This window comes from Geodermatophilus sp. URMC 65 (assembly GCF_053502545.1).
On sequence record NZ_CP199954.1, the window covers coordinates 4,547,203 to 4,573,185 of the forward strand.

Genomic DNA, 25,983 nt, shown 5'->3' on the forward strand with positions numbered 1-25,983 from the left:
GCGTGTCCCAAGCGTCAGATTGACCTGTCTAGGGCTCCTGGGGGTCGACGGCTGGCGAGGCTGCACGCCTTGCTCGCCGTCCGTCCGGCGTAGCTGGACCCGGCGGACGCGCCCGGACGCATTGGTACTGCAGCGGCACCTGGCGAGGCTTTGATCCGCTTGGCGTGGCGTCATCCCCCTGCTGCGCGCGCGGCGGTGATGATCGCGTCGGCGCTACGGTGGGCATCGGCTGGGGTGGTCTGCCATCCGACGACCGAGATGCGCATGACGCTGCGTCCGCGGAAGGTGCTGCCGGCCAGCCAGCAGATTCCGTCACGTTGGACCCGTTCGATCACCGTGTTGGTGAGTGCGTCGTCGTCGCCGAAGCGTACGAGGACCTGGTTGAGCACGACGTCGTTGAGGACGTCGATGCCGGGCTCGGCGGCGAGGCGTCGGGCGATCAGCCGGGCGTGGTCGCAGCATCGGTCGACGAGATCGGCCAGGCCGTGGCGGCCCAGCTGGCGCAGCGCCGCGTACACCGTGACGCCCCGTGCCCGCCGGGAGAACTCCGGTGTCCAGTCGAAACCGTAGGGCACGTCGTCGGCGTGCGCCGGGACGTAGGCCTGGGTCGAGGTCATCGCCGCGCGGTGAGCGGGCGGGTCGGCGACGATGGCGATTCCGCAGTCGTAGGGGACGTTGAGCCACTTGTGGCCGTCGGTCGCCCACGAGTTCGCCTGCTCGGCGCCGGCCAGGAGCGGGCGCCGCCGGGGGTTGGCGGCGGCCCACAGCCCGAACGCGCCGTCGATGTGCAGCCACGCGCGGTGCTCGCGACAGGTGCGGGCGATGTCGACGAACGGGTCGAACGCCCCGGTGTTGATCTCTCCGGCCTGCGCGCAGACGATCGTCGGGGTGTCGGCGCCGTCGGCGAGGGCGCCGCGCAGCGCGTCGGCGCGCATCCGGCCCTGGTCGTCGGCCGGTACCACGTCGAGGAGTTGGCCCAGCCCGAGCAGCCGGCAGGCGACCCCGACGGTGACGTGGGCGTACTCGCCGGCCAGGACGCGGACCCGGGGCGCACCCTGCAGCCCGTGCGCCTCGACATCCCAGCCGGCGTCGCGCAGGACCGCATGCCGCGCGGCGGCCAGGCAGGTGAAGTTGGCCATCTGGCCGCCGGTGACGAACCCGACCCCACTGGACGCCGGCACACCGAGGAGCTCGCGGACCCAGGTGGCGGCGACCTCCTCGACCACCGACAGGGCCGGTGAGGCGACGAAGCCGCCGCCGTTCTGGTCCCACGCCGACACCAGCCAGTCGGCCGCCACCGCGGCCGGCACCGCGCCGCCGATGACGAACCCGAAGTACCGCGGTCCACCCGACGCGACCAGCCCGGGGTCGACGTCGCGCGCCAGGCTCTCGACGATCACCGAGGGATCATCGCCGTCGTCGGTCAGCGGGTGTGCTAGCACGGCGCGCAGCTCACCGAGTCCCGCCGTCGCGCCCACCGGTCGATCCGGCAGCCCGTCGAGATACCGGCGGGCCAGTCGGGCGGCGTCGTCGAGACAGTCATAGCGCCGATCCGACGCTGGGGCATCCCCTGCCCGGAGAGACCGGCTTGAGGTGATGGGGGTCTCGTCGCTCGTCATGGCGGTCCTCCTCGCTCGCGGACACCAGGCCGTCGGCCAAGAATGGTCCGCCGCCGGGCTGTGCACAGGACGGTCGACGATCGCCCGCGACGGGTGTCTGGACGAGCAGGTGATCACCACCCGGCTGGGCGGCGTCGCGACAACCTGCCCCCGGTCCGCTGCTCGTCGAGGCGACGGACGCCGGCCGTCAGTGGACGCCGAGTAGCTCCTGCGCCGGCGGCGGCGAAAGGCCCGGTTGCCGAGCTCGGCTCGGTACGACCGCCCGTCCTCGACCGCCATCAGCGTCGCGCTACCTGCCGATGTCGGCGGCCCGCGTGGTGACGACTGGGCGGGAGACATCGACTGTGACGTCCTCCGGTCAAGCGCACGCACGGACAGAAGTGCGTCCAGCGGCGGCACGACGCGCTCCATCGGAGTCTGGTGTTTCGTTCCAGCGCTTCTTGATGCCGTCTCTAATCAATGTTCCCGATTCGCCATCGGTCTGTAGGACCCTCATTGCGCAAGGCTCCAGGTCCAGGCGGTGAATGGAATGTTCACTGCGGCCGCCTCGGGCGGTCGGCCGCCGCGTCGCCCCCGAGCACAAGGTGGCCACTGCTGGTGGCCTGTGTCAGGTACCGCATGAATGGGTGGTCGGGGCTCACCGCCCGGCGGGAGCGCTGCAGGGTGTCCTCGCCCAGGGCGCGGGCCGGCTCGGCCTCGCCCAGTTCGGCGTGTCGGTTCGGCAAGGTCTTGGTCGTTGTCTGTCATCGGCCACCACTGGCCCGCGGTGTCCTCGAGTGGCCCACTATCTGACAGCTTGGGTAGCGCACTCAGCCGGCGGGATCAACGCTCCCGAAGGCTCGGACAAGTGTCGTCTGACTCGGAGTCAGAGCGTCGTCGCCAGGGCGAGGTGATCCATCAGACGGCGATGGCCGCGCTGGGGATGATCAGGCCACGCGGCTCGAACTCCATCGTCACCGGTTCACCTCGCCGCGCATGGGCGCCCGACACGGCGTCCATCGCCGGCCAGACGACCTCGGCGAAGAAGCGGTCGCACTTCTCCTTGGACTCCCAGATCTCCAACACCTCGAAGCCTTCATCCGTCACCCGGCCCACGTGCAGCAGCAGACCGTCAGCCCTCCCGGTGCTGCGCTGCCCCACCTCGGTGTGCAGGGCGTCGTAGAACTCGGTCGGTGCCGGAACCTTCATGACGAGCCCATGGGTCATGGCGAACTCCGTTCTCGGCCGCGGCCCGCTCGGTGATCTCACCGGACGAGGATGTCGGTTCCCATGTGAACGAGATGGCGTCACCGTGCTGTCACTACGTCGTCACCGTGTGATCCGCTGGTTCCGGTCTACTGCCGGTGCCGCGACAGCCAACGTTCGCCCTCAGCGGCCCCACCTCACCCTGGACACCTGAGTGCAGCCAGACCACGGCCCGTTCGGCCGCGGTCATGGCGTCGGCGCACGTGCTGCTACCGACTGGCTGAGCGGAGCCGTTCTCCGGAGCGACGATCCCGCCGACTCCACGGGCCCTCCACCGTCCGCCCGTGTTCGGTATGCCGTCTGAGCTTGGCGGATGAACATGAGCGAACCTCCGCGAACCCGCGGCCGACATCTGGGGGATAAGAAGACATCTGGGGGATAAGAAGAGGTTGCATGAGTTCGTCGGTAGGCGTCGGACCCAGCCGGCCCCGCTCACCGAGGCGGTCGAGCACGGCCTGGTGCAGCCGGTCGAAGACGCCGACGTCGGCCCACTCGTGCATGCGCCGCCAGCAGGTCCAGCCCGACCCGAAGCCGAGCTCGCGGGGCAGCTCGGCCCAGCCGATGCCAGTGGACAGCATGAGGGCGATGCCCTCGAGCACGTCCCGATCCGTGGTACGCGGCCGCCCGGTTCGACCGTGCACCGCCGGAGGCCGCGGCGGGATCAGTGGCTCGGCCAGCGCCCAGAGCTCGTCACTGATCAACCGGGGCGGCGGGGAAGACGCCGACGAGGACATGCGCCGCACCCTGCGGCGGACCGTCAGGACAGGGCAGAGCCCGAAGACCTACTCTCGCAACGTCCTCTTACATGGCCGTGAGCGCGCTGAGGTCCAGGTGCAGCAGGCGCACGGGGTCGCCGAGGACGTCGATGCTCACGATCCTGCCGCCGCGTACGGTGAAGCCCATCACCGCGACGGGACGGGTGCCGACGAAGATCACGGCACCGGCGGCGCCGTTGACGGTCACGTGCACCACCCGCCGGTCGGGGGCGGCGAACGTACTGGCCCGGGCGGCCACCGCCGCGGCGCCGACCGCGGTCGAGGGCACCCCGGCGGCGGCCGCGCCCAGGTCCGCGCGCAGCACCGCGTCGGGATTCAGCACCGCCACCAGCGCGTCGAAGTCCCCGCCGCGGGCCGCCGCGAAGAACGCCTCAACCACCGCGCGTTGGTCCCTCAGGTCGCCGTCGGGGTGGACCGGCGCTGACTGCACGCGCCGACGGGCCCGGCTGGCCAGCTGCCGGGTGGCTGCGGGCGTGCGCTCGAGCAGCGCTGCGATCTGCTCGAAGGGGACGGCGAACACGTCGTGGAGGACGAACGCCAGCCGCTCAGCAGGAGACAAGGTGTCCATCACAACCAGCAGCGCCAGGCCGACCGAGTCGACAACCACCGCCTCCTGCTCCGGATCCACCCCGGGCGCCGGGCTCCCGGCACCCTCGGTGGCCGGCCCCACATCCGGGTCCGGCAGGTGGATGCCCGCAGCCTGCTCGCGCCGAGTGGCTCGCGCGCGCAGCATGTTCAGGCTGACCCGAGCGACGACGGTGGTCAGCCAGGCGCCTAGGTTGGCGACCTCACTGGTGTCAGCCCGGTTCAGGCGGATCCACGCTTCCCGGACGGCGTCCTCCGCGTCGCTGAAGGACCCCAGCATCCGGTAGGCCACCGCGCGCAGGTACGCCCGCTGCTGCTCGAAAGCAGCCGCCAGCAGGTCAGGTCCATCGACACCGCCCACGCTTCCCCTCCCCTTGTCGCCTTCGTACGCGCGGCGGAGTCCGGCCGCTCAGGGCCCGGCGCGGCTCACGGACTCCCCCGGACCCCTGCCCGAGCGTGCCGAGCCGATGCCCCGGGCCGTCCCGCCGGGCCGCAAGGTCGTGCCTCGCGCCCGCCGGCGAGTCCGCAGAACGGCTCTCAAGACATAGACCCCCTACGCCCGGCGGATGTGACCGGCAGACGCCAGAGGACAGCCAGAACCGTGACAAGGGCACCACGGCCGTCCGCGACGGTGTCCGTCGCGGGCCCGGCCCATGACCGTGCCGGTGGACCTGCCGATGACCGGCCAGCGCCGGGCGCAGGAGGGTGCACCTCAGTGGCCGCGAGCCGCACCGGGTGTCCCGGTGCATGCCCGCCGCAGCCGAATCGCCGCTCGGGACGCTACTGCCTGGCAGCGTCCAACCGCCGGCCGGCCACCGCACAGCCACCGGCACACCCGGCGCTGTCCGCCGCTCCACTCAACGGGACCGCCTCGCTGCACGATGACCTCTACGCGAGCCAATGCGTGGGTCAGTCCAAGGGACCTTCCCCCCGGCTCGACCGCCGGCCACGGCAAGCACGGTCACATTCCCACCGTTTGGCGGGTCGAAGGGATGGGAGCCGATTCCCTCCCCGGCGGGACACCGGTCGAGCACCGACTACCCGCCCGCAGCGCGCCTCTACGGAGTTGCAGCCACCTGAGGAGATCCACATGAGTGCACAGAACCCCAGCCCCGTCGCACCGGACGCGCCCTCTCACGCACCCGTGTCCGAGGCGACCGCAACCCTCACCGCGCCTTCGCCTCACGCCGACGCATCGCCCGGCAGGCGCAGGCGGATCCTGATGCAGGGCCTGTACTGGGTGGTCAGCCTCCCGGTCCTGTTGGAGACCGCCGTCGGAATCCAGTGGGACCTGGCTCGCGTGCCCTACGTCCTCGACGTCCTCGACCGGCTGGGCTACCCCCACTACGTCGCCACCGTCCTGGGGGTCGTGAAGATCCTGGCGCTGCTCGCGATCCTCGCGCCGGGTCTCGCCCGCCTCAAGGAATGGGCCTACGCCGGCATCTTCTTCGTCTACGCGGTGGCTGCTACCTCCCACTTCGCCGTCGGCGACACCATCGGCAGCGTCGTGACGCCCCTGGTCTTCGCTGGGCTCACGCTCCTGTCCTGGGCGCTGCGGCCGGCGGCGCGCCGTGACCCGCGACCGCTGTCCGCTGTGCTGAGCCGTCGGGGCCGGTGACCCACCTGCGTGACCCAGCGCCGCCTGGGTATCCGGCCACGCAGGCGGCGCCTCGCGACCGCCCACCGGGACACACCATGCATTCCTCTTCCACTGGCTCCACCGGCGTCCTCGTTGGTACTCGCGAGTTCCGTCGGCCAGCGCCAATCGGTCTCAACTCGAGCGTTGGACGCGGCTGGGGTCATTTCCGTCCTTCGAGGCCCCCCGGTTGGCGTAGCACTCATCAGGAACGCCCAGCTCCCGTGCCCCACGAAGGCCATCCTGCCGCCGGCGTAATCGATCAGGGCCGGAACGGTGCAGTGGACGTTGCGTGTCCAGCCATGCCGACGTAGTTTCCCTAGATACGATCCGTTTCGATCGACGATCGTCCGGGAGGCCGCATGGACCGGCCCGTCGCACAGCTCCCGCCCGGCCTGCCTTCCGACGCCCTCGACCAGACGCTCATGGCGCCTGGGGAAGACGGTCTCCTGCGCGTAGGACCGGGAGGGCACTGCCGGTGTCCGGCTCTGCCGCGCCGCTGTCGGTCTTCAGGTTCGGCCCGGCGATCGCCCGCTCACCCGTCCGCCGCGCGACACCGCCCATCGGCACGCCGCAGTCCGACCGTCAGGAGCGCGTCATGACCGGCACGCTGCACCGTCACCAACTCGTCGTACCGATCGCGGCGCTGAGCCGCGAGGATCTGGCTCTGGCCGGCGGGAAGGGCGCCAACCTCGGCGAGTTGGTGCGCGCCGGCTTCCCCGTTCCCGACGCGGTGGTCATCTCCACCGCCGCCTACACCCACGTCGTCGAGAGCGCCGGGCTGGCCGCGACGATCCACGCGGGCCTGCGCTCGGGTGACGCCGCAGGCATCCGTACAGCGTTCGAGGTCGCCACCATCCCGGACCGGCTGCAGGCGGAGATCGTCGAGGCGTACGCGCTGCTCGGCGGCGGCCCGGTGGCGGTGCGTTCCAGCGCCACCGCCGAGGATCTGCCGGGCGCCGCGTTCGCCGGTCAGCAGGACACCTACCTCAACGTCGTCGGCGAGGCCGCGCTCCTCGAGGCGGTGCACCGCTGCTGGGGGTCGCTGTGGACCGAGCGGGCCATCGCCTACCGCGACCGGCGCGGTGTCGACCAGGCCGGGGTGCAGATCGCCGTCGTCGTGCAGCGGATGGTGCCCGCCGAGCACGCCGGGGTGATGTTCACCGCGAACCCGGTGACCGGCGCGCGCGACGAGGTGGTGATCGACGCCAGCAGCGGACTGGGTGAGGCGGTCGTCGCCGGGCTGGTCACGCCCGACCACTACGTGCTGGATGCCCGTGGGGCCTTCCGGCAGCGCTCTGCGGGCCGGCGTGAGGTCGTCATCCGCGGCATGGACGGTGGCGGGGTGGCGCACACCGCCGACGAGCAGGTCGACCCGCTGCCCGACGAGGCGGTGGTCGAGCTCGCAAGGCTGGGCCGGGCCGTCGCCGCGCACTTCGGGCGTCCTCAGGACATCGAGTGGGCCCGCGCCGCCGGACGAGTCTGGCTCGTGCAGGCCCGCCCGATGACCGCGCTGCCGCCGTCCCCACTCCGGCTGGGACGGGTCCGACGCCGGCTCGGCCAGCAGCTGCTCGACTACTTCACCGACCGGCCCTACCCACTGGACGTCAGCGCCTGGATCCTGCCGGGCATCGGCCGGCTCGTGGAGCGGATGTTGGCCGAGATCCCCGGGCTGCGCGTGGAGATGTCCGAGCTGCTGCCGGAGGTCGACGGGGTCGTGGACCGCTTCGTGCCTCCGCTGCCCCGGCCGACGCGGGCGATGCTCACCGCGCCCGCACGCCTGGCCGGCCGGATCCGCCGCTTCGCGCCCGCGGCCTGGGAGAGCGACCCGCGCTTCACCCGCTTCCACCGCGAGGTGCGCGAGCTCAGCACGACCGCCCTGGCCGAGCTGGAATGGCCGGCACTGACAGCGACCGCGCGCCGGGCGCTCGCGGCGACGGACCTGGTCAGCGACCTGCGGGTCGACTACCTGCCGCGCGCCGGTTACGACCTGCTGTGCCTGCACGCCCTGCAGGCCGTCCTCGGCCTGCGCGCGCTGTCCGGTCAGCTGACCCTGGGCACGCGGACCCGCACCGAGGACGCCAACCGCGGGCTGGAGGCGCTGGCCGCCCAGGTCCGGCACGACCCGGTGCTGCGGGCCGCGTTCGCCGAGCTCGACGGGCCCGCCCTGCTCGAGCAGGTCACCGGCGATCCCGCGTTCGGCGCGTTCTCCGCGGCGCTGCAACAGTTCCTCGTCGAGTACGGGCACCGCGAGACCACCAGCCCGCTGCTGATGTCCGCCCCGACCTGGATCGACGCGCCAGCGACGGTGCTCGCCCTGGTCTCGGTGCTCGCCGCCGGCCCCGCGCCGCCGTCCCCAGGCGAGGCCGCCGCGGCGGAGGAGCGGCTGGCCCGCCATCCCCTCATCCGCGCCACGGGCACGGCCGAGGCAGCGCGCCGGGTCGTCGAGGCAGCCCGCGCCGGCATCGCGTTCCGCGAGGACTCACACTTCCACGCCACAGCGGTGCTGCCGGTGCTGCGCCGGGTGGCTCTGGAGACTGGCCGGCGGCTGACGTCGGTGGGGGTGCTGGCGACTCCCGAGGACGTCTTCCACCTGCGGCTGGAGGAGCTGGAGCACTGCGCCGCCCCGGACCGGCTCCCGCCCGACGAGGCGGGGCGGCTGCGGGCGCTGGTGCGTGCACGCTCGGCTCGGCGCGACGAGTTGGCAGGCGTGCCGATGATCAGCACGGCCACGCTGTTCCCGCAGTCCGACCCCGGTGCCGACGCGCTGGTCCGCGGCGTCGCGGCCAGCGGCGGCCGGGCGACCGGGCCGGTGCGCGTGGTCGGCGGCCCGTCGGAGTTCGGCACGCTGCGCGACGGCGAGGTCCTGGTCTGCCCCTACACCAACCCCGCGTGGACACCGCTGTTCCGGCGCGCGGTCGCCGTCGTCGTCGACTCCGGTGGGGCCGGGTCACACGCCGCGATCGTCGCCCGGGAGTACGGAATCCCGGCCGTCATGGGCACCGGGACGGCGACCACGGTCCTCGCGGACGGCCGGCTGGTCACCGTCGACGGCGACGCCGGACTCGTCGCCGAAGCCGATGCGGCCGACCGGCCCGGGCGACGGCGGAACCGCTGACGTGCGCAGCGAACTCGACGTGCGCGACGTCCTGGAGGGGCCGCGGCGTAGACACGGTCAGACCCTCGTCGCGGCCATCCTGGAGGCGACGATCGCCGAGGTCGACGAGGTCGGCTACGCGAACCTGAGCATGGAGAAGGTCGCCGAGCGAGCTCGCGCCAGCAAGGCGTCGGTGTACCGCCGCTGGCCGGGCAAGGTGGCGCTGGTCGTGGACGCCGTCCATCACGCGCTGCCCGATCCGGCAGCGCTCGCCGACACCGGCACCTTGCGCGGGGACCTGCTGGCCCTGCTACGGACCGCGGGGGAGCAGCTCGCCGGCCCGGCGGGACGGGCCATGCGAGGCGTGCTCGGCGACGTGCTGCGCGACCCCGAGCGCGCCGAGCAGTTCCGCGCCCGGACACGGGGCAACAGCGCAGCGATGGTCGAGACGGTGCTGCGACGAGCGCAGCAACGCGGTGAGCTCGACGCTGACGCCGTGACCCGACGCCAGCGCGAGGTCGGGCCCGCGCTCATGCGCTTCCACTTCCTGACCAACGACGGACCGGTGCCCGACGAGGTGATCGTCGAGATCGTCGACGAGGTGGTGCTGCCCCTCCTGTGGTCGCGACAGAGCGGGCCGAGCCACGTCGAGCGGCAGCAGGTCTCGGGCTCACTGGCGAACGAGGAGCCGACAGGAGGTAACGGATGACCGCGACACCTGCCGGGTGGCCGGCACGTCCCCGCAGGCCTACCGGCTGGCCTTCCGAGGCAGCGGGGACCGGGACCCGGGCGCTCGGCCAGGCCGTCGTCGACAGGGCGGGGTAGTTGCATGACAGCCGTGAGGATCCGCGGGACAGGCCCGGGGAGGCCTCAGCCGACTCCGTGGGCGACATAGCTCATGACCGTGTACGGCTCGACGTCGAACTCGTCGGTGTCGCCCAGGAACGACAGCTCGCTGGACAGCACGGCGCCGGTGGCGGGGTGCGGCGGGAGGTTGAGACCCCGGGTCGGGGCCGGGCGTCGCCGTCGCGGTCAGGCGGCGCGGATGTGCGCCCGGACCTGTGCGGCTAGCTCGGCGGGGACCTCGATGAGGCCGTGGTCGGCGCGGGCGTGGTCGGCGACGGCGGCGAGGATGCCGTCCTCGGTGGGCGCGGTGAACGTGCGCCCGCACGAGGGGACGACGTCGCCACAGGCGAACTGCTTCACGGGTACCTCCAGGGCGGGACGGGACCGTCGCCGGACGGCGACGGGGGATTCGGGTCCGGGCGGAGCTCGGGGATCAGTCGGTGCCGGTCGCGGCGAGGGTGAGCAGCAGCCGCTCGACACGGACGACGCCGACGGCGGCGCCCACGGAGTCGACGCAGACGATGGGGTCGAACCGGGTGTCCTCGGAGCGGGCGACCACGCGCTGGGCGACCTCGCGGACACCCGCGGACCCGGGCACCCGCAGGATGGTGTCCGTGCGGCGGTGTCCGGGCGGGTCGTCGTGGCGGCGGTGGGGGAGCAGCAGGGCCACCGGGTGCCCGTACTCGTCGACCTGCACGGCGGGGCGCTCGGGTGGGATCTCGCTGCCGTCGTCGCCGGTGGTGAGGGGAACGGTCTCGACGAGGCTGGCGACGTGCCCGGTCAGCCGCGCCTGGGCCGCCCGGTGTCGTAGCCGCTCGACGACGGCGGGGTCGAGCCGCGCCCAGGCCGGTGCCGGTCGGCCGAGCAGGTATCCCTGGCCGAGGGGCACGCTCAGGCGGAGGAACGCCTCGAGCTCACCCCACGTCTCGATGCCCTCGGCCAGCAGCCACGCGTCGATGCGGGCGCCGAACTGCCCGAGCAGCTCGGCGAGGGCGAGCTTGGTCTCGTCGCCGTCGGCGCCCGCGACGAGTGCCCGGTCGAGCTTGATGAGCTGGGGGCGGAACTGGGTGATCTGCTGCAGGCCTGAGTAGCCCGAGCCGGCGTCGTCGAGGGCGAGCAGGGCGCCCCTGGAGCGCAGCCGGTCGCGCAGGTCGATGAGGGGGCGCAGGTCGGCGACGGCCTGGTGCTCGGTCAGTTCCAGCACCAGTGGGGCCAGGTCCTCGGCGCCGAGGAGCAGGTCGGCCAGCTCCGGCTCGGTGAGCAGGTGGGGGCTGACGTTGACGGTCAGGAAGCAGTCCGGAGGCAGGGTCGGCAGCAGGGCGAGGGTCTGCCGGACGACGACGGCCTCGAGGCGGGCTCCGCAGCCGCTCGCGTCCGCCGCGGCGAACCAGCGGTCGGGGGTGTCCGGGCTGGGCCGTCCGTCCGGCTCGTCGAAGCGGGCCAGGGTCTCGTAGCCCGCGATGACGCCGCGCTGCAGGTCGACGATCGGCTGGAAGACCAGTCGCAGCAGGGAAGGGTCGGTGAGGACCGCGGCGAGCCGGGCATCCCAGAGTTGAGACGCGGCGGACGAGCGCTCTGCGAGGACCATCGACACGAGTCCTGTGTCGGTCGCCCGGCCCGGCGGCTTGAGCGCAGCACCCCAGCGGAGTGGATCCTCACCCCCTCCGAGGGACTTCGCTGGCGCCGATGGGCGTAAGCAGAGGGGAGCTCGGTCGTGGGCACCCGATTCGTCTCCAGGCGTCCGCCGCGTCGGAGCCGGCCCAGCGGCGGCTGTGGCGAGCCGCCGGGGACGTCGCCCCGACCGGATCCCGCTCCTCACGAAGCGCACTCGTGTTCTGCAGCGGAGCTCGACGTCGGGATGGCGCCGACGGACGGCGGCGGCGAAGCGGGGTGCCTCGTTGCTGCTGGACGACGGTGGCGGCGCGGCCGGGGCGAGTGCATCGACGTCGAGTGCATCGACCCGATGTCCGAGCGCCCAGGGCGGTTCGCGACTCGCTCGTCGGGTCTGCTCATTGCCGTGGCCGCGCGGCCGCCGGAGTCGTGTCCGTGCCCCAGCTCGCCATCAGGGCAGCAGCCGGGCGGTGGGTGAGTCCGGCTGGGCGGTGTAGACGACGAGGCGCTGGTCGGACTCGTGCGGTGCGGCGACGATCTCGATGTCGAAGGCGAGCGGCCCGGCCGCCGGATGGTCGATGCGCTTGGCGACCGACACGGTCGAGCAAGCTTTCGACCTGCAGGACGCGGGCTCCGCGCCGAGTGGGGGTGGCCGGAGGCCCCGCCAAGTACGCCGCGATCCGGGGCGGCTGGTGAACGTTCTCGTCACGGATCAACACACAGCTCAACAGCTGGCGGAAGAGTCGCCGGCGGATCAGGAGCCGGCGGTGCGCTGACGTCGCCGTGGCGGCGGACCATCGACACGGGCGAGCGCATCCAAGCAGCTGTCGTCCGCTCTCCCTGAGCATCTCTGAACCTGCAGGACGTCGCGCCGCCGCGCATCGTCGAGGCCTGGGTCGCCGTGCTCCAGGGGCGTGGTGAGCGCCCGCCAGGTGTGGAAGCGTCCTGCGCATGGTCGGACACGAGGACCTCGTCGTGCGGACGCTCGGTCCCTGCCGGATCGACTCGCCGCTCGCCTCCCGGCTGGGCGGGCGCGAGACGACCCAGCACTCGGTCGTGGAGGAGGACCGCATCCTCTTCGACGACACGCTGTCCATGGCCGGTGCGCGTGGCGTGGCCGTCGATCGGCTGCCCAGTCTCGAGCCTGGCGGCCCCCGGAAGCGGATCTACTTCGACCCGGCCAAGACGCGGGTCGGGATCGTGACGTGTGGGGGCCTGTGTCCCGGCCTGAACGACGTCATCCGCGGGCTGGTGCTCGAGCTCTCCCGGCACTACGGCGTCCGGCGCATCGTCGGGTTCCGCAACGGCTACCGCGGGTTCATCCCGCGCTACGGGGAGGACGTCGTCGACCTCACCCCGGAGGTCGTGATGCACATCGACGACGAGGGCGGCACGATCCTCGGCACCTCGCGGGGCGAGCAGGACCCGGAGGAGGTCGTCGACGCGTTGGAGCGCCTCAACATCAACATCCTCTTCGTGATCGGTGGCGACGGGACCATCCGCGGGGCCATGGAGATCGTCCGGGTGGTGGGTGAGCGGGGCCTGAAGGTGGCGGTGGTCGGGATCCCGAAGACCATCGACAACGACATCCCCTACATCGATCAGAGCTTCGGCTTCCAGACCGCGATGGCAGAGGCGACGAAGTCGATCCACGCCGCGAGCGTCGAGGCCCGCTCCGCGCCGGGGGGCATCGGCCTGGTCAAGCTCATGGGCCGGCACTCGGGCTTCATCGCCTGTTACGCGACCCTGGCCAAGGACGACGCCGACTACGTCCTCATCCCCGAGGTGCCGTTCGCCCTGGACGGCGACCGCGGGCTGCTGGAGCACCTGCGCCACCGGGTGCAGGAGCGTGGGCACGCGGTCGTGGTGGTGGCCGAGGGGGCCGGGCAGAAGCACGTCGAGGGGGAGGAGCCGGGCCGGGACGCCTCCGGCAACGTCCGCTTCGGCGACATCGGCCGGCTGCTGCGTAAGCGGATCATCGAGCACTTGGACGCGCACGGCGTGGAGAACAACGTCCGGTACTTCGACCCGAGCTACGCCATCCGCAGCGTGCCGGCCAACCCGTTCGACAGCGCCTATTGCCTGCGCCTGGCCCACGCCGCCGTGCACGCCGCGATGGCCGGGCGGACGGAGATCATCGTCGCGCGCAGACGGCGGCGGTTCGTGCACATGCCCATGCCACTGGCGGTCAGCCGACGGAACCACGTCGACCCGCTGGGCGACCTGTGGCTGTCGGTGCTCGAGGCCACCGGGCAGCCCGTGCGCTTCGAATGAGCTGGGACCCTGAAACCGCACATCCCCGGCCTCGTTCGACCGCCCTCGGCTCCCCCCGCTGTTCACCTGCGCGGGGCACGGAGGGGGACCCGGCGAACGAGCAGCTCAGGACTGAGGTCTGTGGCAGGCTCTCGGGCCACGTGCTCAGTCGTCTTCTCGACCTCAGCGTCGCATCAGCCGACGGTGCAGCTCAGGCCATAGCAGCAGAGGAAGCAGAGCCTGCATCCGGCGATCTGTCGGGCCGCCTCACACGCCCGGCTCGCAGGGGACGGCGCCTCGCGCCACTGCGTCGACGAGCCGCTGGTGGTCTTGCTCGGTCTGGTCGGCGTATGCGCGGGCGAACGCGCACAGGGCGCGGTCGACCTTGTCGGACCTGCCCAGGTAGCCGGATACCCACACGGCCTCCGCCGTCCATCGGTGCAGCTCAAGCCGCTTACGGAATGGCGGCGAACCGCCGCGAATGCGATCATGACGGCCTGGCAGTGTGAGAGTCAGGGGGCTTCACCAACATGAACCGGCGATGCCGCCTCCGACACCGAGCACGCAACCGTCACCGCCGGCGACGATGTCAGCCGTGACGATCAGCGGCCCGAGCCTTCAGCTCTGCGCAGCCGGGCCACGCAGAGCTCGCCGGGCGGCAGCGATCAAGCCGATGCCCACCACGGCGGTGACTGATGGCTTGGGCGACCATCGCAGCGCGGCGACGGCCATGCCGGGAGGTGCGTCGCGCTGCGGATCGGACTCAAGCCCCGGCGCTGTCGTAGACGGCTCCGGCGCGGTACTGGCGAAGACAGCGAGCATTGCGGGGACGAAGGCCGCCATGTCCTGGGGCCCTCTGCTGGTGATGAGGTTCCCGTCCCGGACGATCTCCTGATCGAGCCAGGTGGCACCGGCGTTGACCAGATCGTCTCGGATGCCCGGCCAGGAGGTGAGGGTCCGTCCCTCGAGAAGTCCCGCCGATGCGAGTACCCACGGCCCATGGCACAGGGTCGCGATGGGCTTGCCGCTGGCGGCGAACGCGCGCACGAACTGGCGTGCCGGGGCGGACTGCCGGAGCAGGTCGGGATTGAGGAACCCACCGGGGAGAAGCAGACCGTCGTAGTCGCCAGAATCGGCCTCGCTGATCGTCTTGTCCACGCCGACCCGGCTGGCGGGCAGGTGCAGGTTCACTCCGCGGATGCGTCCGTGTCGAAGGGACACCACGTCGACCTTCGCGCCGGCCCGCTTGAGGGCTCGCAGCGGGATGACCAGTTCGACCTTCTCGAAGCCGTCGGCGGCCAGGGCCGCGATCGTGCGGCCCTTGAGCGGGCGTCGGGTAGGCATCTGGTCCTCCTGTCGCGACGATGGCGCCGCAGAGGTGCCATGGGTCCCTGGCGGCGGAAGCGTCAGCCAGGGCGCCCGGAGCCGTTCACATCTGGCTGGTTGCTCGGCCGTGAGCGGCTACCCACAAGCGACCGCCCGACACGTTGCCGGGCGAACCGAGGGTTGACCTGCCCAACGCCCGCATGATCCTGGCCGAGCTCACCGCCCGGCTGACTCCTCGGTGCGCGTGGAATCACTCACCATTGGTCCGCACTCGGATGCGTCTCTCTCGGAAGCCGCCCACCTGTCTCCAAGCGGCCCATCTAGGGACAGCCGGACTCCCTGCGGCCGAGGCCGGCTCTTCTGAGTCAGCCGCGCAGCACTAGCTCCACGATCCATCCTGCGTACATTTTGTGAGCTTGGGCGGGCGGCTCCGGCTTCCCGGGGTCGGCGACCTCGACCATCTGGAGCCGCCCGCTTCCAGGTACGGGCACACCGCTGAAGCTCGTGGAGTTGGGTTTCGCCTTGCGGTCGCATGTCACAACGCGGATTGATCGGACCATGCCGTGCAGCTCGACGACGGGATTGAGCTCGTCAGGGGGACCGTGGTGGTTCTCCTCGTATTCGACTGCGTCCGCCCACTCCAGCTCCAGTAGCGAGGTGACCCAGCTCTTTCTCTCCCTTGTCCGGTGCCCGTGCCAGTGAACTTCCGAACCCACGCGGAACTTTCGCCGCAGCACTGCTGCTGCCACGCATCCACCGACACGAATGCCCGCACAGGCAGAGGGTCACCTGGTCGGCTGACGATGACAACCATCATCGTTAGGCCCGCCGGCAGGGTGTCCCGTAGGTCGCCCTCAGGGACACCATGAAAGGCGCACGCGGTGGTCGGTGCGAGCGTCGTCCCGCCAACGTGCGTCCGACCGAGGAGCTGTGGCGCGGGTGAAGCCCGCGGGTCACGGCGGAGGCCACAGTGCGGACGTCGATGACGGCTAAGTGAACCGCCTCCGGAAAGTCGGGGAAGTCTCCGGACTCGCCGGGGCGGTTCACGCCCGGCGTGGCTGATGAAGAAGTCGGTCCTTCGACCGCTCATGCTGCATCCCTACAGCCATCCGAGTGACTGGGGCGTCACCGCTTCGTCACCCGGCGCCGCCCGCCACGTGAACCACCGCATCGGGCGTGCACCGTCGCCGCCAGCACGCGGGAATGAATCCCTTCTGATCTCCTGCGGCACCCACAGCCCGTCGTCCGCACTGGTCGGTGCGCGGGGGCGGTTCGGCGTCACCCAGCCGCTGATCTCCAGACAGTCTGGTCTGTCTGAAGTCCTGGGTGTCCCCTGTCGGGGAGTGCCGTTCCGGGCTGAAAATGGTGCGCGGCCGCCCGTCGACGTCGTGGTGGCTTGGTCGTTCGAGGCCGGTCTGAAGTCGGGCGCCGGGAGCTGCGCTGTGGGCCGTTGCGTGTGCTTCGAGCACGAGGATCAGATTCGCCCTTCCCTGCAGCTCCCACGGGTGGCCGCCTCCGGATCAGGGTCAAGGGGGCGAGGGCGATGCGGGTCGACACCGACGAGCCCGAGATCATCGAGCGGGTCGCCGCTCTCGACGTGGCCAAGGCCGAGGTGGTGTGCTGCGCCCGGGTGCCCGGCCCGGGCCGGCAGCGGATGCAGGAGGTCCGCACCGTCTCCACGATGACCGCCGCACTGCTGGGGCTGGGCGACTGGCTGGCCGAGCTCGGGGTGAGCCGAGTGGTGATGGAGGCGACCAGCGACTACTGGCGGGCGCCGTTCTACCTGCTGGAGGACCGCTTCGAGACCTGGCTGGTCAACGCGCACGACGTCAAGCACCTGCCGGGCCGGCCGAAGACCGACCGGCTGGATGCGGTCTGGCTGTGCAAGGTCGCCGAGCGGCAGATGCTGCGGCCGAGCTTCGTGCCGCCGCCGCAGATCCGGGCCCTGCGCGATCTGACCCGCTACCGGGTCGATCTGCTGGCCGTGCGCACCGCGGAGAAGCAGCGGGTGGACAAGCTGCTCGAGGACGCGCTGATCAAGCTGACGGCCGTGGTGAGCGATCCGTTCGGGGCCTCCGGGCGGGCGATCATGGCCGCGCTCATCGCCGGCGAGCGGGATCCGGTGGTGCTGGCGAACCTGGCCCGCGGCAGCCTGCGGTCCAAGACCGCTCGCCTGACCGAGGCGCTGACCGGGCGGTTCACCGACCACCACGCCTTCCTGCTGGCCCAGATGCTGCACCGGGTCGATGCGGTCACCGCCGACATCGCCACGGTGCAGGCCCGCATCGAGGCCCAGGTCGGCGAGTTGGCATCCGCGGTCGCCAAGCTGGATGCGATTCCCGGCGTGGGGCCGGTCGCCGCGCAGATGATCCTGGCCGAGATCGGTACGGACATGACCCGCTTCCCGACCCCGGCGCACCTGGCCTCGTGGGCTCGATTCGCGCCAGGAGTCAACGAATCCGCCGGCCGCCCCACGGGCAAAGCAGGCAGCGGCAAGGGCAACCGCTACCTGGCCCGGGTGCTCGGCGAGGCCGCCGTCAGCGCCGCCCGCACCGACACCTTCCTCGGCGAGCGCTATCGGCGGATCGCCCGACGTCGCGGCAAGAAGCGGGCCATCGTCGCGATCGGCCGCTCGATCCTGGTCATCATCTGGGCGCTGCTCTCCGACGAGCAGGCCCAGTTCACCGACCTTGGTCCGGACTACTACGCCGCGCGCAACAACCCCGAGCGCAAGGCCCGTCATCACATCCGCGAACTGCAGGCCCTCGGCTACTCGGTCACCCTCAACCCCGCAGCCTGATCCACATCCCGGGAGATTTTCGGATCAGCCGCCCACAGGGACACCGGGGAAAGCTACGTGTTGAGGGCTTCGAGGACTGTGGCGGCGCCGATGGCGGCGACCTTGCGGCCGAAGTGGACGTCGGTGGTCATGGAGGTGTTGGCGTGGCCGAATTGGTCGGCGGGGCGCGAGTACCGGCCGGCGTGGTGCATGACCCGTTGTGCACGTGCTCGAGTTCGAGGTCCTGTCTGCAGGTCGACGCGGAGCGCAGGGAGTGGCGCGACCCTGCGGCGGCAACTTGCTCCAGGGGTGGGAACGGCGGCGGACGCGCCTCACCCGCGTCCCCACCGTTGAGGGTGGCGGAGCTTCGCCGTGGCACGCCGGAGCACGCCGACCCGGTCGTGAAGGCAGGTCACTGGCATGCCGCGGTGAAGCAGAGGGGTCGCCGCTGGCCTCGTCGGGGGGCGAGCAGCGCAGCGATCAGGCGCTGGACAGGGCCGGGCAGTTCGCCGACGAGAAGACCGGCGGCAAGTACGACCGGCAGACCGAAAGGCCGGCGACCTCGCCGACCAGCGCATCGGCCAGCAGGACGCCGGGCAGCCCGGCAGCTGAGGAACCGAGGAGGGCAGGCTGCGTGCTGCACCCTGCCCTCCTCGGGACGGGCGATGCGTCCGTCCCGCCCTTTCGCCACCAACCAATTCGAGCGACCCACCCGTGGGGGCCGGCCCCGGAGGTGATCACCAGCAGCGGGAGGTCCGGGGAGCGCCGTGCACGACCGCCACGACCGACCGGGACAGGATGATCGCCGGGAGCATGCACCGTAGGGGACGGCGAGCACCACCTCGCCGCTGATCGGCCTGGCCGCGTCGCCCTGGCCGAACAGCTCGACGGTGTTGCCCCCTCTGCTGACGACGGCGCCGATGGCCGAGCTCATGGTGCCGGTGCCCATGATGCTCACGCGGGCCATTGCTCCCTCCAGTGGCGTCAGGTGACGGGGGGCGGGACGCCGTCGACGCTCGCGGCGAGCGCCGGCTCCCAGTCGCACGCGGAGCAGGAGTGGCGGATGACCGACCGGGCGAAGGAGACCGCCGCCCGGTGCGGATCCTCGTCACCGCGGACGTCCTCCCAGTCGAGGATGAACTCTCGGAGGGCTGGTTCCCAACGAGCCTGAGGCGGCTCGAGCCGGGCGTCCTGGTAGCCCCTGGGCGCCGGGTGCGCGTAGCCGTAGAAGGCGGCCCGTGGGTAGCGTTCGTCCCCGGGCCACCACCCGACGGCGACCTCCTGCGCGTCCATCGCGTTCCGCATGATGAAGTCGTCGGACGGCGGGTCCGCGGGCTGTCCCGAGAAGAGGTTCACGGCCAGGTCGAACGACCCCCACCAGGCGTTGACCGGCGTGGAGCGGCCCCGGTAGGGAGCACGGACCTCGGCGAGGGCCAGGGAGGCGCGAACCGCCGCCGCGAAATACGAGCCGACATGGTCCGGGTCGTACGTGGCGTGCTCCTCGTCCTCGTCCAGAGGAGTCGACCACGGCGTCTCCTGCGGACGGGAATCGATCATCACCGGTCCCGCCACATCGCGAACCGCGGCGAGGACCTCGCGCGTCACCTCGCCCACCGAGCGGGAAGGCCCGAGGCCGATTCGGTGCCGGCGTCCGTCGCTGTGCTCCACGCCCGCCTCGTGCGCGTGGAGGTCCAGGACGACGACCAGGGTCCCGGATCCGTCGGGTGCGGGCAGGGGCTGTGTCTCCCAGCCCCTGGCGGTCAGGCGCAGGGCGGCGTGCTGCAGCTGCGGTTCCGGCGGCGCGAGCGCGGCGGAGAGCTTGCCGAGGACCTGTGTGTGCGCGTGCAGGGTGTCGAGGGTCGCCCGCCACTCCTCGTAGGGCAGGGCCGGCCAGGGCTCGGACGCGGCCATGCGCGGACCGTGTCGCCGGACCGCGGGCTCCAGAGCAGTGTCGGAGTCCATGCCGGGGTGTCGCGGTGTCCGCCGCGTCATGCGGAGACCGACGCCGTCGCCTCGGCGGCCTCCAGCACCAACCGGGTCGCCTCGCCGTGGTGGGACATCCCGACCACGTGCGAGGCGCCAGGGATCTCCAGGATGCGCCGGGCTCCGGCCCGCTCGGCCATGCGGCGGTGCGCCCCGGCGGGGATGTTGTGGTCGAGCTCCCCGAACAGGAACCAGCTGGGAAGGGCACGCCACAGCGGCCGGTCGCCTGACGGTTCACCCAACGCGGCCTCGGTGATCGGACGCTGGGTGACCGACATCAGCATCGCCTCCTCCCGGGGCAGGTCGGCGCAGAACTGCTGGTGGTAGCGGTCGGGTGCGATGTAGGTGTCGGTGCCGCCGTCGGCCAGTGGCACGCGCACCAGCGTCTCGCCCAGAGTGCCGCCGGGGACCAGGGAGGACGCGTCCGCGGAGCTCTCTCCGGACTCCAGCGCGAACCCGGCCACGAACACGAGCCCGACGACGTCCCCGGCATCCGCGGCCATGTTGGTCATGACCGAGCCGCCGTAGGAGTGCCCCACCAGGAGCACGGGTCCCTCGATGCTGCGTACCAGGTCGGCGAGCGCCGCAGCGTCGCCGGCGACGCTGCGCAGGGGGTTGGCCCAGGCGATGACCCGGTGCCCCTCGGCAGCCAGGGGGCGTATGACGCTGTTCCAGCTCGAGGACTCGGCGTAAGCGCCGTGGACCAGGACGATGGTCTGCTTCGCGTTCACGGGTCTCCCGTCGTGAGGCCGGGGCCCGGTCCGGCCGAGCCGCCTGTGAACCTCCCGGCTCCGCCGATCGCGTGCATCGGCCAGATGACTGCGCATCGCTCCCGACCTCGCCCGTCACCGAGGGCGGTCAGATGGCCGACGCGGCGCCCGATGAGCCGGTCAGACTCGGAGGAGGACGCGACCATCATCCCGGAGGTGCAACCGTGGTCTCCGATCCCGCTCCCGCCCCACGGCAGGCACCGGACGCATTCGCCGGGAAGCTGAAGCGTACCGAGGTCCAGCGCAGCCTCGTCTCCGTCCCCGGACGGGAGATCGTGCAGGTCTTGACCGAGATCCCGGTCGGCGTGGAGTCCGGCTGGCACACGCATCCGGGGGAGTAGGTGGGTTCATCGCCGCCGGGACCGACCGGAGGTCGGAGCGCCAGCACCCCGTGCCCATCGCCCGGGGGCTGTGAGCCCCGGTCATCGTCCGCGCGGTCGGGTCGCCTCAGGCTGCGGCTGTCGCCCCCTCACATCGCAGCGGGATCGGGTCGCGTCGTCGGAGCCGGACGCGGGCCACGACGTCTGGGGTGATCTCGAGCCAGGGCTCGACGCCCTCGGGCCCGGGCCGGCGGCCGGATCCGGCGTCGTCGACGGGGGAGGCCCGTCGCCCCCGACGAGGCCATCGAGGACGGGCGCGAGGTGACCGCCCCTCGGCGGACGGGAGCGGACCATCCGCACGACCAGGGTCGTGACAGCTCTGGGCACTCCAGGGTGTCCGCGCAGCTCGTGACGTGCCCGACGGACGTGTGCCGGATCCCGGCCACCTCGCCCGTCGCTCGCGACCGGACCCGCGATCGGAGGCTGAGGGGCAGCTCTTCGGAGAAGAGTCAGTCGGCCGATGCGAGCGATGAGGGGTCCTGGCGAAGGTCTGGAGCACCGGGCGGCCCGCCCGGCGGCCATGGGGGACACCACACGCACCGGGAGCTGGCATGGGCGTCTACACCACCAAGGACGGGGTGGACATCTTCTACAAGGACTGGGGGAGCGGGCAGCCCGTCGTCTTCAGCCACGGCTGGCCGCTGACCTCCGATGCGTGGGATCCGCAGCTCAAGCTCGTCGCCGACGCCGGGTACCGGGCCATCGCCCACGACCGGCGGGGTGGTGGTCGCTCGTCGCAGCCGTGGGAGGGCAACGACCTGGCCACCTACGCCGATGACCTGGCCGGGCTCATCGAGCAGTTGGACCTGCACGACGTCGTCCTGGTCGGGCACTCCACCGGCGGAGGAGAGATCACCCGGTACATGGGGCGGCACGGCACGTCCCGGGTGGCGAAGGCCGTACTGCTGAGTGCCATCCCGCCACTGATGCTGCGCACCGACGCCAACCCCGAGGGGTTGCCGATCTCGGCGTTCGACGCGATCCGCGAGGGTGTCGCCAGGGATCGGTCGCAGTACTACAAGGACCTGTCGGCGGCCTTCTACGGCAGCAACCGTCCCGGGTCAACGGTGTCGCAGGGCAAGCGGGACGAGTTCTGGCTGCAGTCGATGACGGTGGGCATCAAGAGTGCTTACGACTGCATCAAGGCCTTCTCCGAGACCGACACGACCGAGGACCTCAAGGCCATCGACGTCCCCACGCTGATCGCGCACGGCGACGACGACCAGATCGTGCCCATCGTCGCCGCCGCCGAGAAGTCGATCAAGCTCGTGGAGAACGCGACCCTGAAGGTCTACCCCGGCGCCCCGCACGGTCTCACCGGCGCCCACGAGCAGGAGTTCAACGCCGACCTGCTCGCCTTCTTGACGGGCTGACCGGCGCAGTCGGCGCGGCGTGACGGCCCGATCTGCGACATGGGGGTGGCAGTGGCGATCGACCACTTCGGCACGGTTCGGCGCGCCTTTGCCCGGCTCAACGGGCTCCTCGTCCGTCGTCCAGAGCCATCGTCGGTTGTCGCTGACAGATCGGAGTCCGCAGGCTGGTGCGCGCCGGTGGGGGCGGAGTAGCCGTTTGGCCGATGTGTGGCCGTGGCGCCGCTGCGGAGGCTGAGCGAGTCCATCGTCCACTCGATCCCTGCATCGGCTGGCCGTCGAACGCCTCCTGATCCGCACGCACATGCCAGTGCCGAACCGGGCCGGAGGCTGCACTGGCACTGTGCCTGCGGTGTCGGCTCGTGCACACCCGCGAGGAGCAGCGATGTCACTCGAACCATTCCGCCTGCCTCAACCCGTCGCTCGACGAGGCCGCCCGCTCGCGGTCCTGGCGGCGGCGCTGGTCCTGACCGGAGCCGCCTCGGTCAGCGCAGCCGCACACCCGGGCGGGTCACCCGGCCAGGCACCCACGGTGGTGCTGGTGCACGGCGCCTTCGCCGACGCCTCGAGCTGGAACGGGGTCGTCGAACTGCTGCAGCGCGAGGGCCACACGGTCGTCGCCCCGGCCATTCCGCTGCGCGGCGTCGCCTCCGATGCGGCCTACGTCGCCAGCGTCGTGAACCAGATCGACGGACCGGTCCTGCTGGTCGGCCACTCCTACGGCGGAGCGATCATCAGCAACGCCGCGACCACGACCCCGAACGTCGTCGGCCTGGTCTACGTCTCCGGCTACGCGCCGGAGAAGGGCGAGAGCCTCAACGACATCGCCAGCAGGTCCAAGGACAGCCTTCTCGGCCCAGCACTCGTGGAGAAGCAGTACCCGACGGGGCAGGGCAACGAGACGGCGACCGAGCTCTTCATCGACCCGGCCGCCTTCCGAGCGGCGTTCGCCGCGGACCTGCCACCGGAGCGGACTGCCGTCATGGCCGCCACGCAGCGGCCGGTCACCGCCGCGGCCTTCGCCGAGCCGAACGGCGAACCCGCCTGGGAGACGCTGCCGTCCTGGGCGGTCGTCGGCACCGGGGACAAGGCGGCCGGCGCGGACGTGGTGCGGGCCAACGCCGAGCGTGCGGGCGCTCAGATCACCGAGCTCGACGGCTCGCTCGTCGTCATGCTCTCCCAGCCGCAGGCGGTGACCGACGTGATCCTCACCGCGCTCCACGCCGTCGGCTGATCCGCCACGAGCCGCTGTCTGGGGGGCGGGCCCCGCCGGCTCAGATTCTCGGTCGGGGAGTCGCTCACCCGAGAGACCAGAACAGGAACCGGCTGGGCGGCTGACGGCAGCGCCATGTGTAGGCGTCGAGGAGTGAAGCTCGGAGACCGCTGCGGCTCTCGGTCGGTCGCAGGTTGACTCCTCAGACGGTGGTCCTATGACGGATACCGCACCCTGGCCATCGGGGACAGGGTCGGCAGGGGCGCCGGCCACGGCGCCACCGGAAGGAGGACAGGTGTCCGACCAGCTGCGGGTGTCCGAGGTCCCCGGGGACGTCGCATCCGTCGTCGATCGGCTGATCGGGGGCCTGCGCGTCCGCGGGGTCGAGGTCTTCGCCATTATCGACCACGCGGCTGGCGCGCGCGCCGCCGGCCTGGACCTGGCCGACGAGGTCCTGCTCGTGTTCGGCAACCCAGCGGTCGGGACGGCGCTCATGCAGGCCGATCCCCGATCCGGGGTGGACCTGCCGTTGCGGATGCTGGTGTGGTCCCAGGACGGCAGGACACGGCTGGCCTACCAGGACCCGGCCGTGCTCGCCGACCGCTACGAGGTGGGCTCCGAGCAGGCGACGTTGGGCAAGCTGCGCGGCCTGCTCGAGCAGCTCGTCGCCGAGGCCGGGCGACCGCGCTGAGACGGGCCCTCACCGGCGCGGTACCGTCGCCGTCCTGTTCGCCGACTGCCACGCCGGGAAGGACGCAGCAACCGAGACCGACGCTCCCCACCGCGGGAGTGAGTGCCTTCGCCGGGTCGTTCCGGGTCATCGACGCCTTCCTCGACACCGGAGCGCCGTGCCCGCGGGAGGCGAAGTCGCTCTCTGGCGGTCCTGGTCAACGCCGACGACCGGGACGACCGGCTCGTGACGGTTCGCACGCCGACGGCATCCCGTCCCCGCCGGTGGGGAGGTCGACTCGACGACGGTCCGGTCCACCAGCAGCCCACCGGGCCGACCGAGGCCCGCCGGTCGGAGGAGCGTGCCTGGGACCTCCACGTCCGCGACCGCGGGCGCCAACCAGCAGCGGCGGCACAGCCCGCCCCGCGGTGATGCATCCGTTGTGCGGCGCTCCAGGAGTCGGTTGGAGTGCCCGGGTCAGTCGGTGAGGACGCTCGCGGAGGTCAGCCCGCAGACGACGAGCACACCAGCGGTGAGCAGCAGGGGTCTGCCGGGGCCGTGTGTGGTGAGCCGCCGCGGTCGTCCGGCCGATCGCGCGCAGGCCACGGCGCAGGTGATCGCCAGCACTCCGGCGATCCAGAGGGGCCACGACTCCCGTGACCAGCCCTGCCGGAGCAGCAGGAGGCCGAGGACCAGCTGCCCCAGCGCCGTCCGTTGCCAGCCCAGACGGGTGCGGGCGTGAGCCGTGTCCCGGTCGGTGCTCACCGCGTCACCAGCACGAGCACGAGGACGACCACGGCCAGGACGATGAGGGCTGCTGTGAGCAGCAGCAGGCTGCGCCCCGCAGGTCGGGCCTCCCGCTCGCGCATCGCCTTCTCGGTCGCCGCCCAGCGGGTGTAGGCCAGCGACGCCGTCCCGGCCGCGAGGATCGCGAGGAAGGCGCCGAGGGCCCAACGGAGGTCGGTGCGAGGAAAGGGTGGGATCAGCTGGACGACGGCCACCGCGGCGGCGATGAGGGACAGCGACGTGCGGATCCAGGCCAGGAAGGTGCGCTCGTTGGCGAGTGACCAGCGGTAGTCGACCTCGCCCTCGCCGGGCGCGGTCGGGGGCCTCGCGGCCAGGGTCGGGTCGGCCGCATCGTCTCGTTCCCTCGCCACGTCGGCCTTCCCCCTGCGCCCGCGGAGGCCGGCGCATCGCACCAGAGTCGCCACGACGTCGACCTCCCCGCATCCGCCACATGACCCGACGCGGAACTGACCGGGTCGGCGGGCGAGCGGCGTCCTCGCGGCACGTCACGGACTCAGCGCCGTCGAGCCGGGCGGAGGTCGAGCAGCTCAGCAGGTGATCAGGACATGCCCCTGGCGCTCGTCCTCTTCTCCCCGGCTGGAGGACGCGGTCGGCGGGCGACCCCAGCCTCGGACCGTGGCCGGCCTCGGGCCGGACCGGCTTCGTGAGCTGGGACTGTCGCACGCCAAGGCAACCGCCATCGACGGTCTCGCGCAGCGGCATCTGGCCGGCACGCTGGACACCGACGACCTCGACGGACTGAGCGACGAGCAGGTAGTGGCGGCGCTGACCGCGACCAACGGCATCGGGCTGTGGACGGCCCCGATGTTCCTGATCCACCAGATGCGCCGTCCCGACGCGCTGCCCGCCAGCGACCTCGGGATCCGCCAGCCCGTCGAGCGGGCATCGACGCTGCCGGGGCTGCCCATGATCGACGAGGTGCGGGAGATCGGCGAGCGGTGGTCCCCGTGGTGCACGTACGCCGTGGCGTTGCTGTGGATTCTGCTGCGCCCCTTCCCGGCGTCGGCGTGAGGCCGC

General features: G+C 71.9%; 23 protein-coding genes and 1 pseudogene. 10 read left to right on the forward strand and 14 right to left on the reverse strand.

Going from position 1 to position 25,983, the window contains the following annotated elements:
• Positions 1-170: 170 nt before the first annotated feature.
• The 4 genes and pseudogenes from ACWIX7_RS22070 to ACWIX7_RS22085 form a co-directional block, all read right to left on the reverse strand.
• Positions 171-1,619 (reverse strand): pyridoxal phosphate-dependent decarboxylase family protein, encoded by a 1,449-nt coding sequence (locus ACWIX7_RS22070; RefSeq protein WP_448618544.1) that lies wholly within the window; start codon positions 1,617-1,619, stop codon positions 171-173.
• Positions 1,620-2,516: 897 nt separating this feature from the next.
• Positions 2,517-2,825 (reverse strand): hypothetical protein, encoded by a 309-nt coding sequence (locus ACWIX7_RS22075; RefSeq protein ID WP_448618545.1) that lies wholly within the window; start codon positions 2,823-2,825, stop codon positions 2,517-2,519.
• A gap of 458 nt (positions 2,826-3,283) precedes the next feature.
• A pseudogene (locus ACWIX7_RS22080) lies at positions 3,284-3,598 on the reverse strand (transposase); the annotation flags it as partial.
• 67 nt (positions 3,599-3,665) lie between these two features.
• Positions 3,666-4,586, reverse strand: coding sequence for a sigma-70 family RNA polymerase sigma factor (locus tag ACWIX7_RS22085; protein ID WP_448618546.1), 921 nt, complete (start codon positions 4,584-4,586; stop codon positions 3,666-3,668).
• Positions 4,587-5,447: 861 nt separating this feature from the next.
• Between ACWIX7_RS22085 and ACWIX7_RS22090 the strand changes: the two genes are divergently transcribed.
• From ACWIX7_RS22090 to ACWIX7_RS22100, 3 genes are all read left to right on the forward strand, one after another.
• Positions 5,448-5,843, forward strand: a complete 396-nt coding sequence (locus tag ACWIX7_RS22090) for a DoxX family protein (protein ID WP_448618547.1) — start codon at positions 5,448-5,450, stop codon at positions 5,841-5,843.
• 616 nt (positions 5,844-6,459) lie between these two features.
• Complete coding sequence (locus ACWIX7_RS22095; protein WP_448618548.1) at positions 6,460-8,979, forward strand: PEP/pyruvate-binding domain-containing protein; 2,520 nt, start codon at positions 6,460-6,462, stop codon at positions 8,977-8,979.
• 1 nt (position 8,980) lies between these two features.
• A complete protein-coding gene (locus tag ACWIX7_RS22100) occupies positions 8,981-9,667 on the forward strand; it encodes a TetR/AcrR family transcriptional regulator (RefSeq protein WP_448618549.1) in 687 nt (228 codons plus the stop codon).
• Positions 9,668-9,990: 323 nt separating this feature from the next.
• On the opposite strand, the gene ACWIX7_RS22105 is transcribed toward ACWIX7_RS22100, so the two are convergent.
• The 3 genes from ACWIX7_RS22105 to ACWIX7_RS22115 form a co-directional block, all read right to left on the reverse strand.
• Positions 9,991-10,164 (reverse strand): DUF1059 domain-containing protein, encoded by a 174-nt coding sequence (locus tag ACWIX7_RS22105; RefSeq protein ID WP_448618550.1) that lies wholly within the window; start codon positions 10,162-10,164, stop codon positions 9,991-9,993.
• A gap of 73 nt (positions 10,165-10,237) precedes the next feature.
• Positions 10,238-11,392 (reverse strand): EAL domain-containing protein, encoded by a 1,155-nt coding sequence (locus ACWIX7_RS22110; protein WP_448618551.1) that lies wholly within the window; start codon positions 11,390-11,392, stop codon positions 10,238-10,240.
• A gap of 474 nt (positions 11,393-11,866) precedes the next feature.
• Positions 11,867-12,013 (reverse strand): MmyB family transcriptional regulator, encoded by a 147-nt coding sequence (locus tag ACWIX7_RS22115; RefSeq protein WP_448618552.1) that lies wholly within the window; start codon positions 12,011-12,013, stop codon positions 11,867-11,869.
• Between the two features lie 353 nt (positions 12,014-12,366).
• On the opposite strand from ACWIX7_RS22115, the gene ACWIX7_RS22120 reads away from it, so the two are divergent.
• Positions 12,367-13,689, forward strand: coding sequence for an ATP-dependent 6-phosphofructokinase (locus ACWIX7_RS22120; RefSeq protein ID WP_448618553.1), 1,323 nt, complete (start codon positions 12,367-12,369; stop codon positions 13,687-13,689).
• A 246-nt stretch (positions 13,690-13,935) separates the two neighbouring features.
• Here the strand turns inward: ACWIX7_RS22120 and ACWIX7_RS22125 are convergent, their stop codons facing one another.
• From ACWIX7_RS22125 to ACWIX7_RS22135, 3 genes are all read right to left on the reverse strand, one after another.
• Positions 13,936-14,184: a DUF2252 family protein gene (locus ACWIX7_RS22125; protein WP_448622180.1), complete on the reverse strand. Its 249-nt coding sequence runs from the start codon at positions 14,182-14,184 to the stop codon at positions 13,936-13,938.
• A gap of 102 nt (positions 14,185-14,286) precedes the next feature.
• The gene (locus ACWIX7_RS22130; protein ID WP_448618554.1) at positions 14,287-15,012 is read right to left on the reverse strand and encodes a type 1 glutamine amidotransferase domain-containing protein; all 726 of its coding nucleotides are present in this window, start codon (positions 15,010-15,012) and stop codon (positions 14,287-14,289) included.
• Between the two features lie 347 nt (positions 15,013-15,359).
• Positions 15,360-15,743 carry a DUF6578 domain-containing protein gene (locus ACWIX7_RS22135; protein ID WP_448618555.1) on the reverse strand — a complete coding sequence of 128 codons (384 nt, stop codon included), beginning with the start codon at positions 15,741-15,743 and terminating at the stop codon, positions 15,360-15,362.
• Positions 15,744-16,537: 794 nt separating this feature from the next.
• Between ACWIX7_RS22135 and ACWIX7_RS22140 the strand changes: the two genes are divergently transcribed.
• Both ACWIX7_RS22140 and ACWIX7_RS22145 read left to right on the forward strand, forming a co-directional pair.
• Entirely contained in the window at positions 16,538-17,794 is a 1,257-nt protein-coding gene (locus ACWIX7_RS22140) for an IS110 family transposase (protein WP_448617358.1), read from the forward strand.
• Between the two features lie 253 nt (positions 17,795-18,047).
• Positions 18,048-18,575 (forward strand): antitoxin, encoded by a 528-nt coding sequence (locus tag ACWIX7_RS22145; protein WP_448622181.1) that lies wholly within the window; start codon positions 18,048-18,050, stop codon positions 18,573-18,575.
• Between the two features lie 182 nt (positions 18,576-18,757).
• Here the strand turns inward: ACWIX7_RS22145 and ACWIX7_RS22150 are convergent, their stop codons facing one another.
• Complete coding sequence (locus tag ACWIX7_RS22150; RefSeq protein ID WP_448618556.1) at positions 18,758-19,684, reverse strand: DUF5996 family protein; 927 nt, start codon at positions 19,682-19,684, stop codon at positions 18,758-18,760.
• A 77-nt stretch (positions 19,685-19,761) separates the two neighbouring features.
• Positions 19,762-20,487: an alpha/beta fold hydrolase gene (locus tag ACWIX7_RS22155; RefSeq protein WP_448618557.1), complete on the reverse strand. Its 726-nt coding sequence runs from the start codon at positions 20,485-20,487 to the stop codon at positions 19,762-19,764.
• Between the two features lie 970 nt (positions 20,488-21,457).
• Between ACWIX7_RS22155 and ACWIX7_RS22160 the strand changes: the two genes are divergently transcribed.
• The 3 genes from ACWIX7_RS22160 to ACWIX7_RS22170 all read left to right on the forward strand — a co-directional run bounded on the left by ACWIX7_RS22160 (position 21,458) and on the right by ACWIX7_RS22170 (position 24,180).
• The gene (locus ACWIX7_RS22160; protein ID WP_448618558.1) at positions 21,458-22,279 is read left to right on the forward strand and encodes an alpha/beta fold hydrolase; all 822 of its coding nucleotides are present in this window, start codon (positions 21,458-21,460) and stop codon (positions 22,277-22,279) included.
• Between the two features lie 382 nt (positions 22,280-22,661).
• Positions 22,662-23,510, forward strand: coding sequence for an alpha/beta fold hydrolase (locus ACWIX7_RS22165; protein WP_448618559.1), 849 nt, complete (start codon positions 22,662-22,664; stop codon positions 23,508-23,510).
• A 274-nt stretch (positions 23,511-23,784) separates the two neighbouring features.
• Positions 23,785-24,180 (forward strand): DUF302 domain-containing protein, encoded by a 396-nt coding sequence (locus ACWIX7_RS22170; protein WP_448618560.1) that lies wholly within the window; start codon positions 23,785-23,787, stop codon positions 24,178-24,180.
• 456 nt (positions 24,181-24,636) lie between these two features.
• Here ACWIX7_RS22170 and ACWIX7_RS22175 read toward each other — a convergent pair whose 3' ends face one another.
• A complete protein-coding gene (locus ACWIX7_RS22175; protein ID WP_448618561.1) occupies positions 24,637-24,924 on the reverse strand; it encodes a DUF202 domain-containing protein in 288 nt (95 codons plus the stop codon).
• A complete protein-coding gene (locus ACWIX7_RS22180; protein ID WP_448618562.1) occupies positions 24,921-25,316 on the reverse strand; it encodes a YidH family protein in 396 nt (131 codons plus the stop codon). Before ACWIX7_RS22180 ends, ACWIX7_RS22175 begins: the two co-directional genes overlap by 4 nt.
• Before the next feature lie 184 nt (positions 25,317-25,500).
• Between ACWIX7_RS22180 and ACWIX7_RS22185 the strand changes: the two genes are divergently transcribed.
• Positions 25,501-25,977: a DNA-3-methyladenine glycosylase family protein gene (locus ACWIX7_RS22185; RefSeq protein WP_448618563.1), complete on the forward strand. Its 477-nt coding sequence runs from the start codon at positions 25,501-25,503 to the stop codon at positions 25,975-25,977.
• Positions 25,978-25,983 lie beyond the last annotated feature (6 nt).

Excerpts from the sequence above, each read along its gene's own strand:
- ACWIX7_RS22070 (WP_448618544.1), bottom strand. The coding sequence starts at position 1,619 with ATGACGAGCGACGAGACCCCCATCACCTCAAGCCGGTCTCTCCGGGCA.
- ACWIX7_RS22075 (WP_448618545.1), bottom strand. The coding sequence starts at position 2,825 with ATGACCCATGGGCTCGTCATGAAGGTTCCGGCACCGACCGAGTTCTAC.
- ACWIX7_RS22090 (WP_448618547.1), top strand. The coding sequence starts at position 5,448 with ATGCAGGGCCTGTACTGGGTGGTCAGCCTCCCGGTCCTGTTGGAGACC.
- ACWIX7_RS22095 (WP_448618548.1), top strand. The coding sequence starts at position 6,460 with ATGACCGGCACGCTGCACCGTCACCAACTCGTCGTACCGATCGCGGCG.
- ACWIX7_RS22110 (WP_448618551.1), bottom strand. The coding sequence starts at position 11,392 with ATGGTCCTCGCAGAGCGCTCGTCCGCCGCGTCTCAACTCTGGGATGCC.
- ACWIX7_RS22120 (WP_448618553.1), top strand. The coding sequence starts at position 12,367 with ATGGTCGGACACGAGGACCTCGTCGTGCGGACGCTCGGTCCCTGCCGG.
- ACWIX7_RS22130 (WP_448618554.1), bottom strand. The coding sequence starts at position 15,012 with ATGCCTACCCGACGCCCGCTCAAGGGCCGCACGATCGCGGCCCTGGCC.
- ACWIX7_RS22140 (WP_448617358.1), top strand. The coding sequence starts at position 16,538 with ATGCGGGTCGACACCGACGAGCCCGAGATCATCGAGCGGGTCGCCGCT.
- ACWIX7_RS22150 (WP_448618556.1), bottom strand. The coding sequence starts at position 19,684 with ATGGCCGCGTCCGAGCCCTGGCCGGCCCTGCCCTACGAGGAGTGGCGG.
- ACWIX7_RS22160 (WP_448618558.1), top strand. The coding sequence starts at position 21,458 with ATGGGCGTCTACACCACCAAGGACGGGGTGGACATCTTCTACAAGGAC.
- ACWIX7_RS22165 (WP_448618559.1), top strand. The coding sequence starts at position 22,662 with ATGTCACTCGAACCATTCCGCCTGCCTCAACCCGTCGCTCGACGAGGC.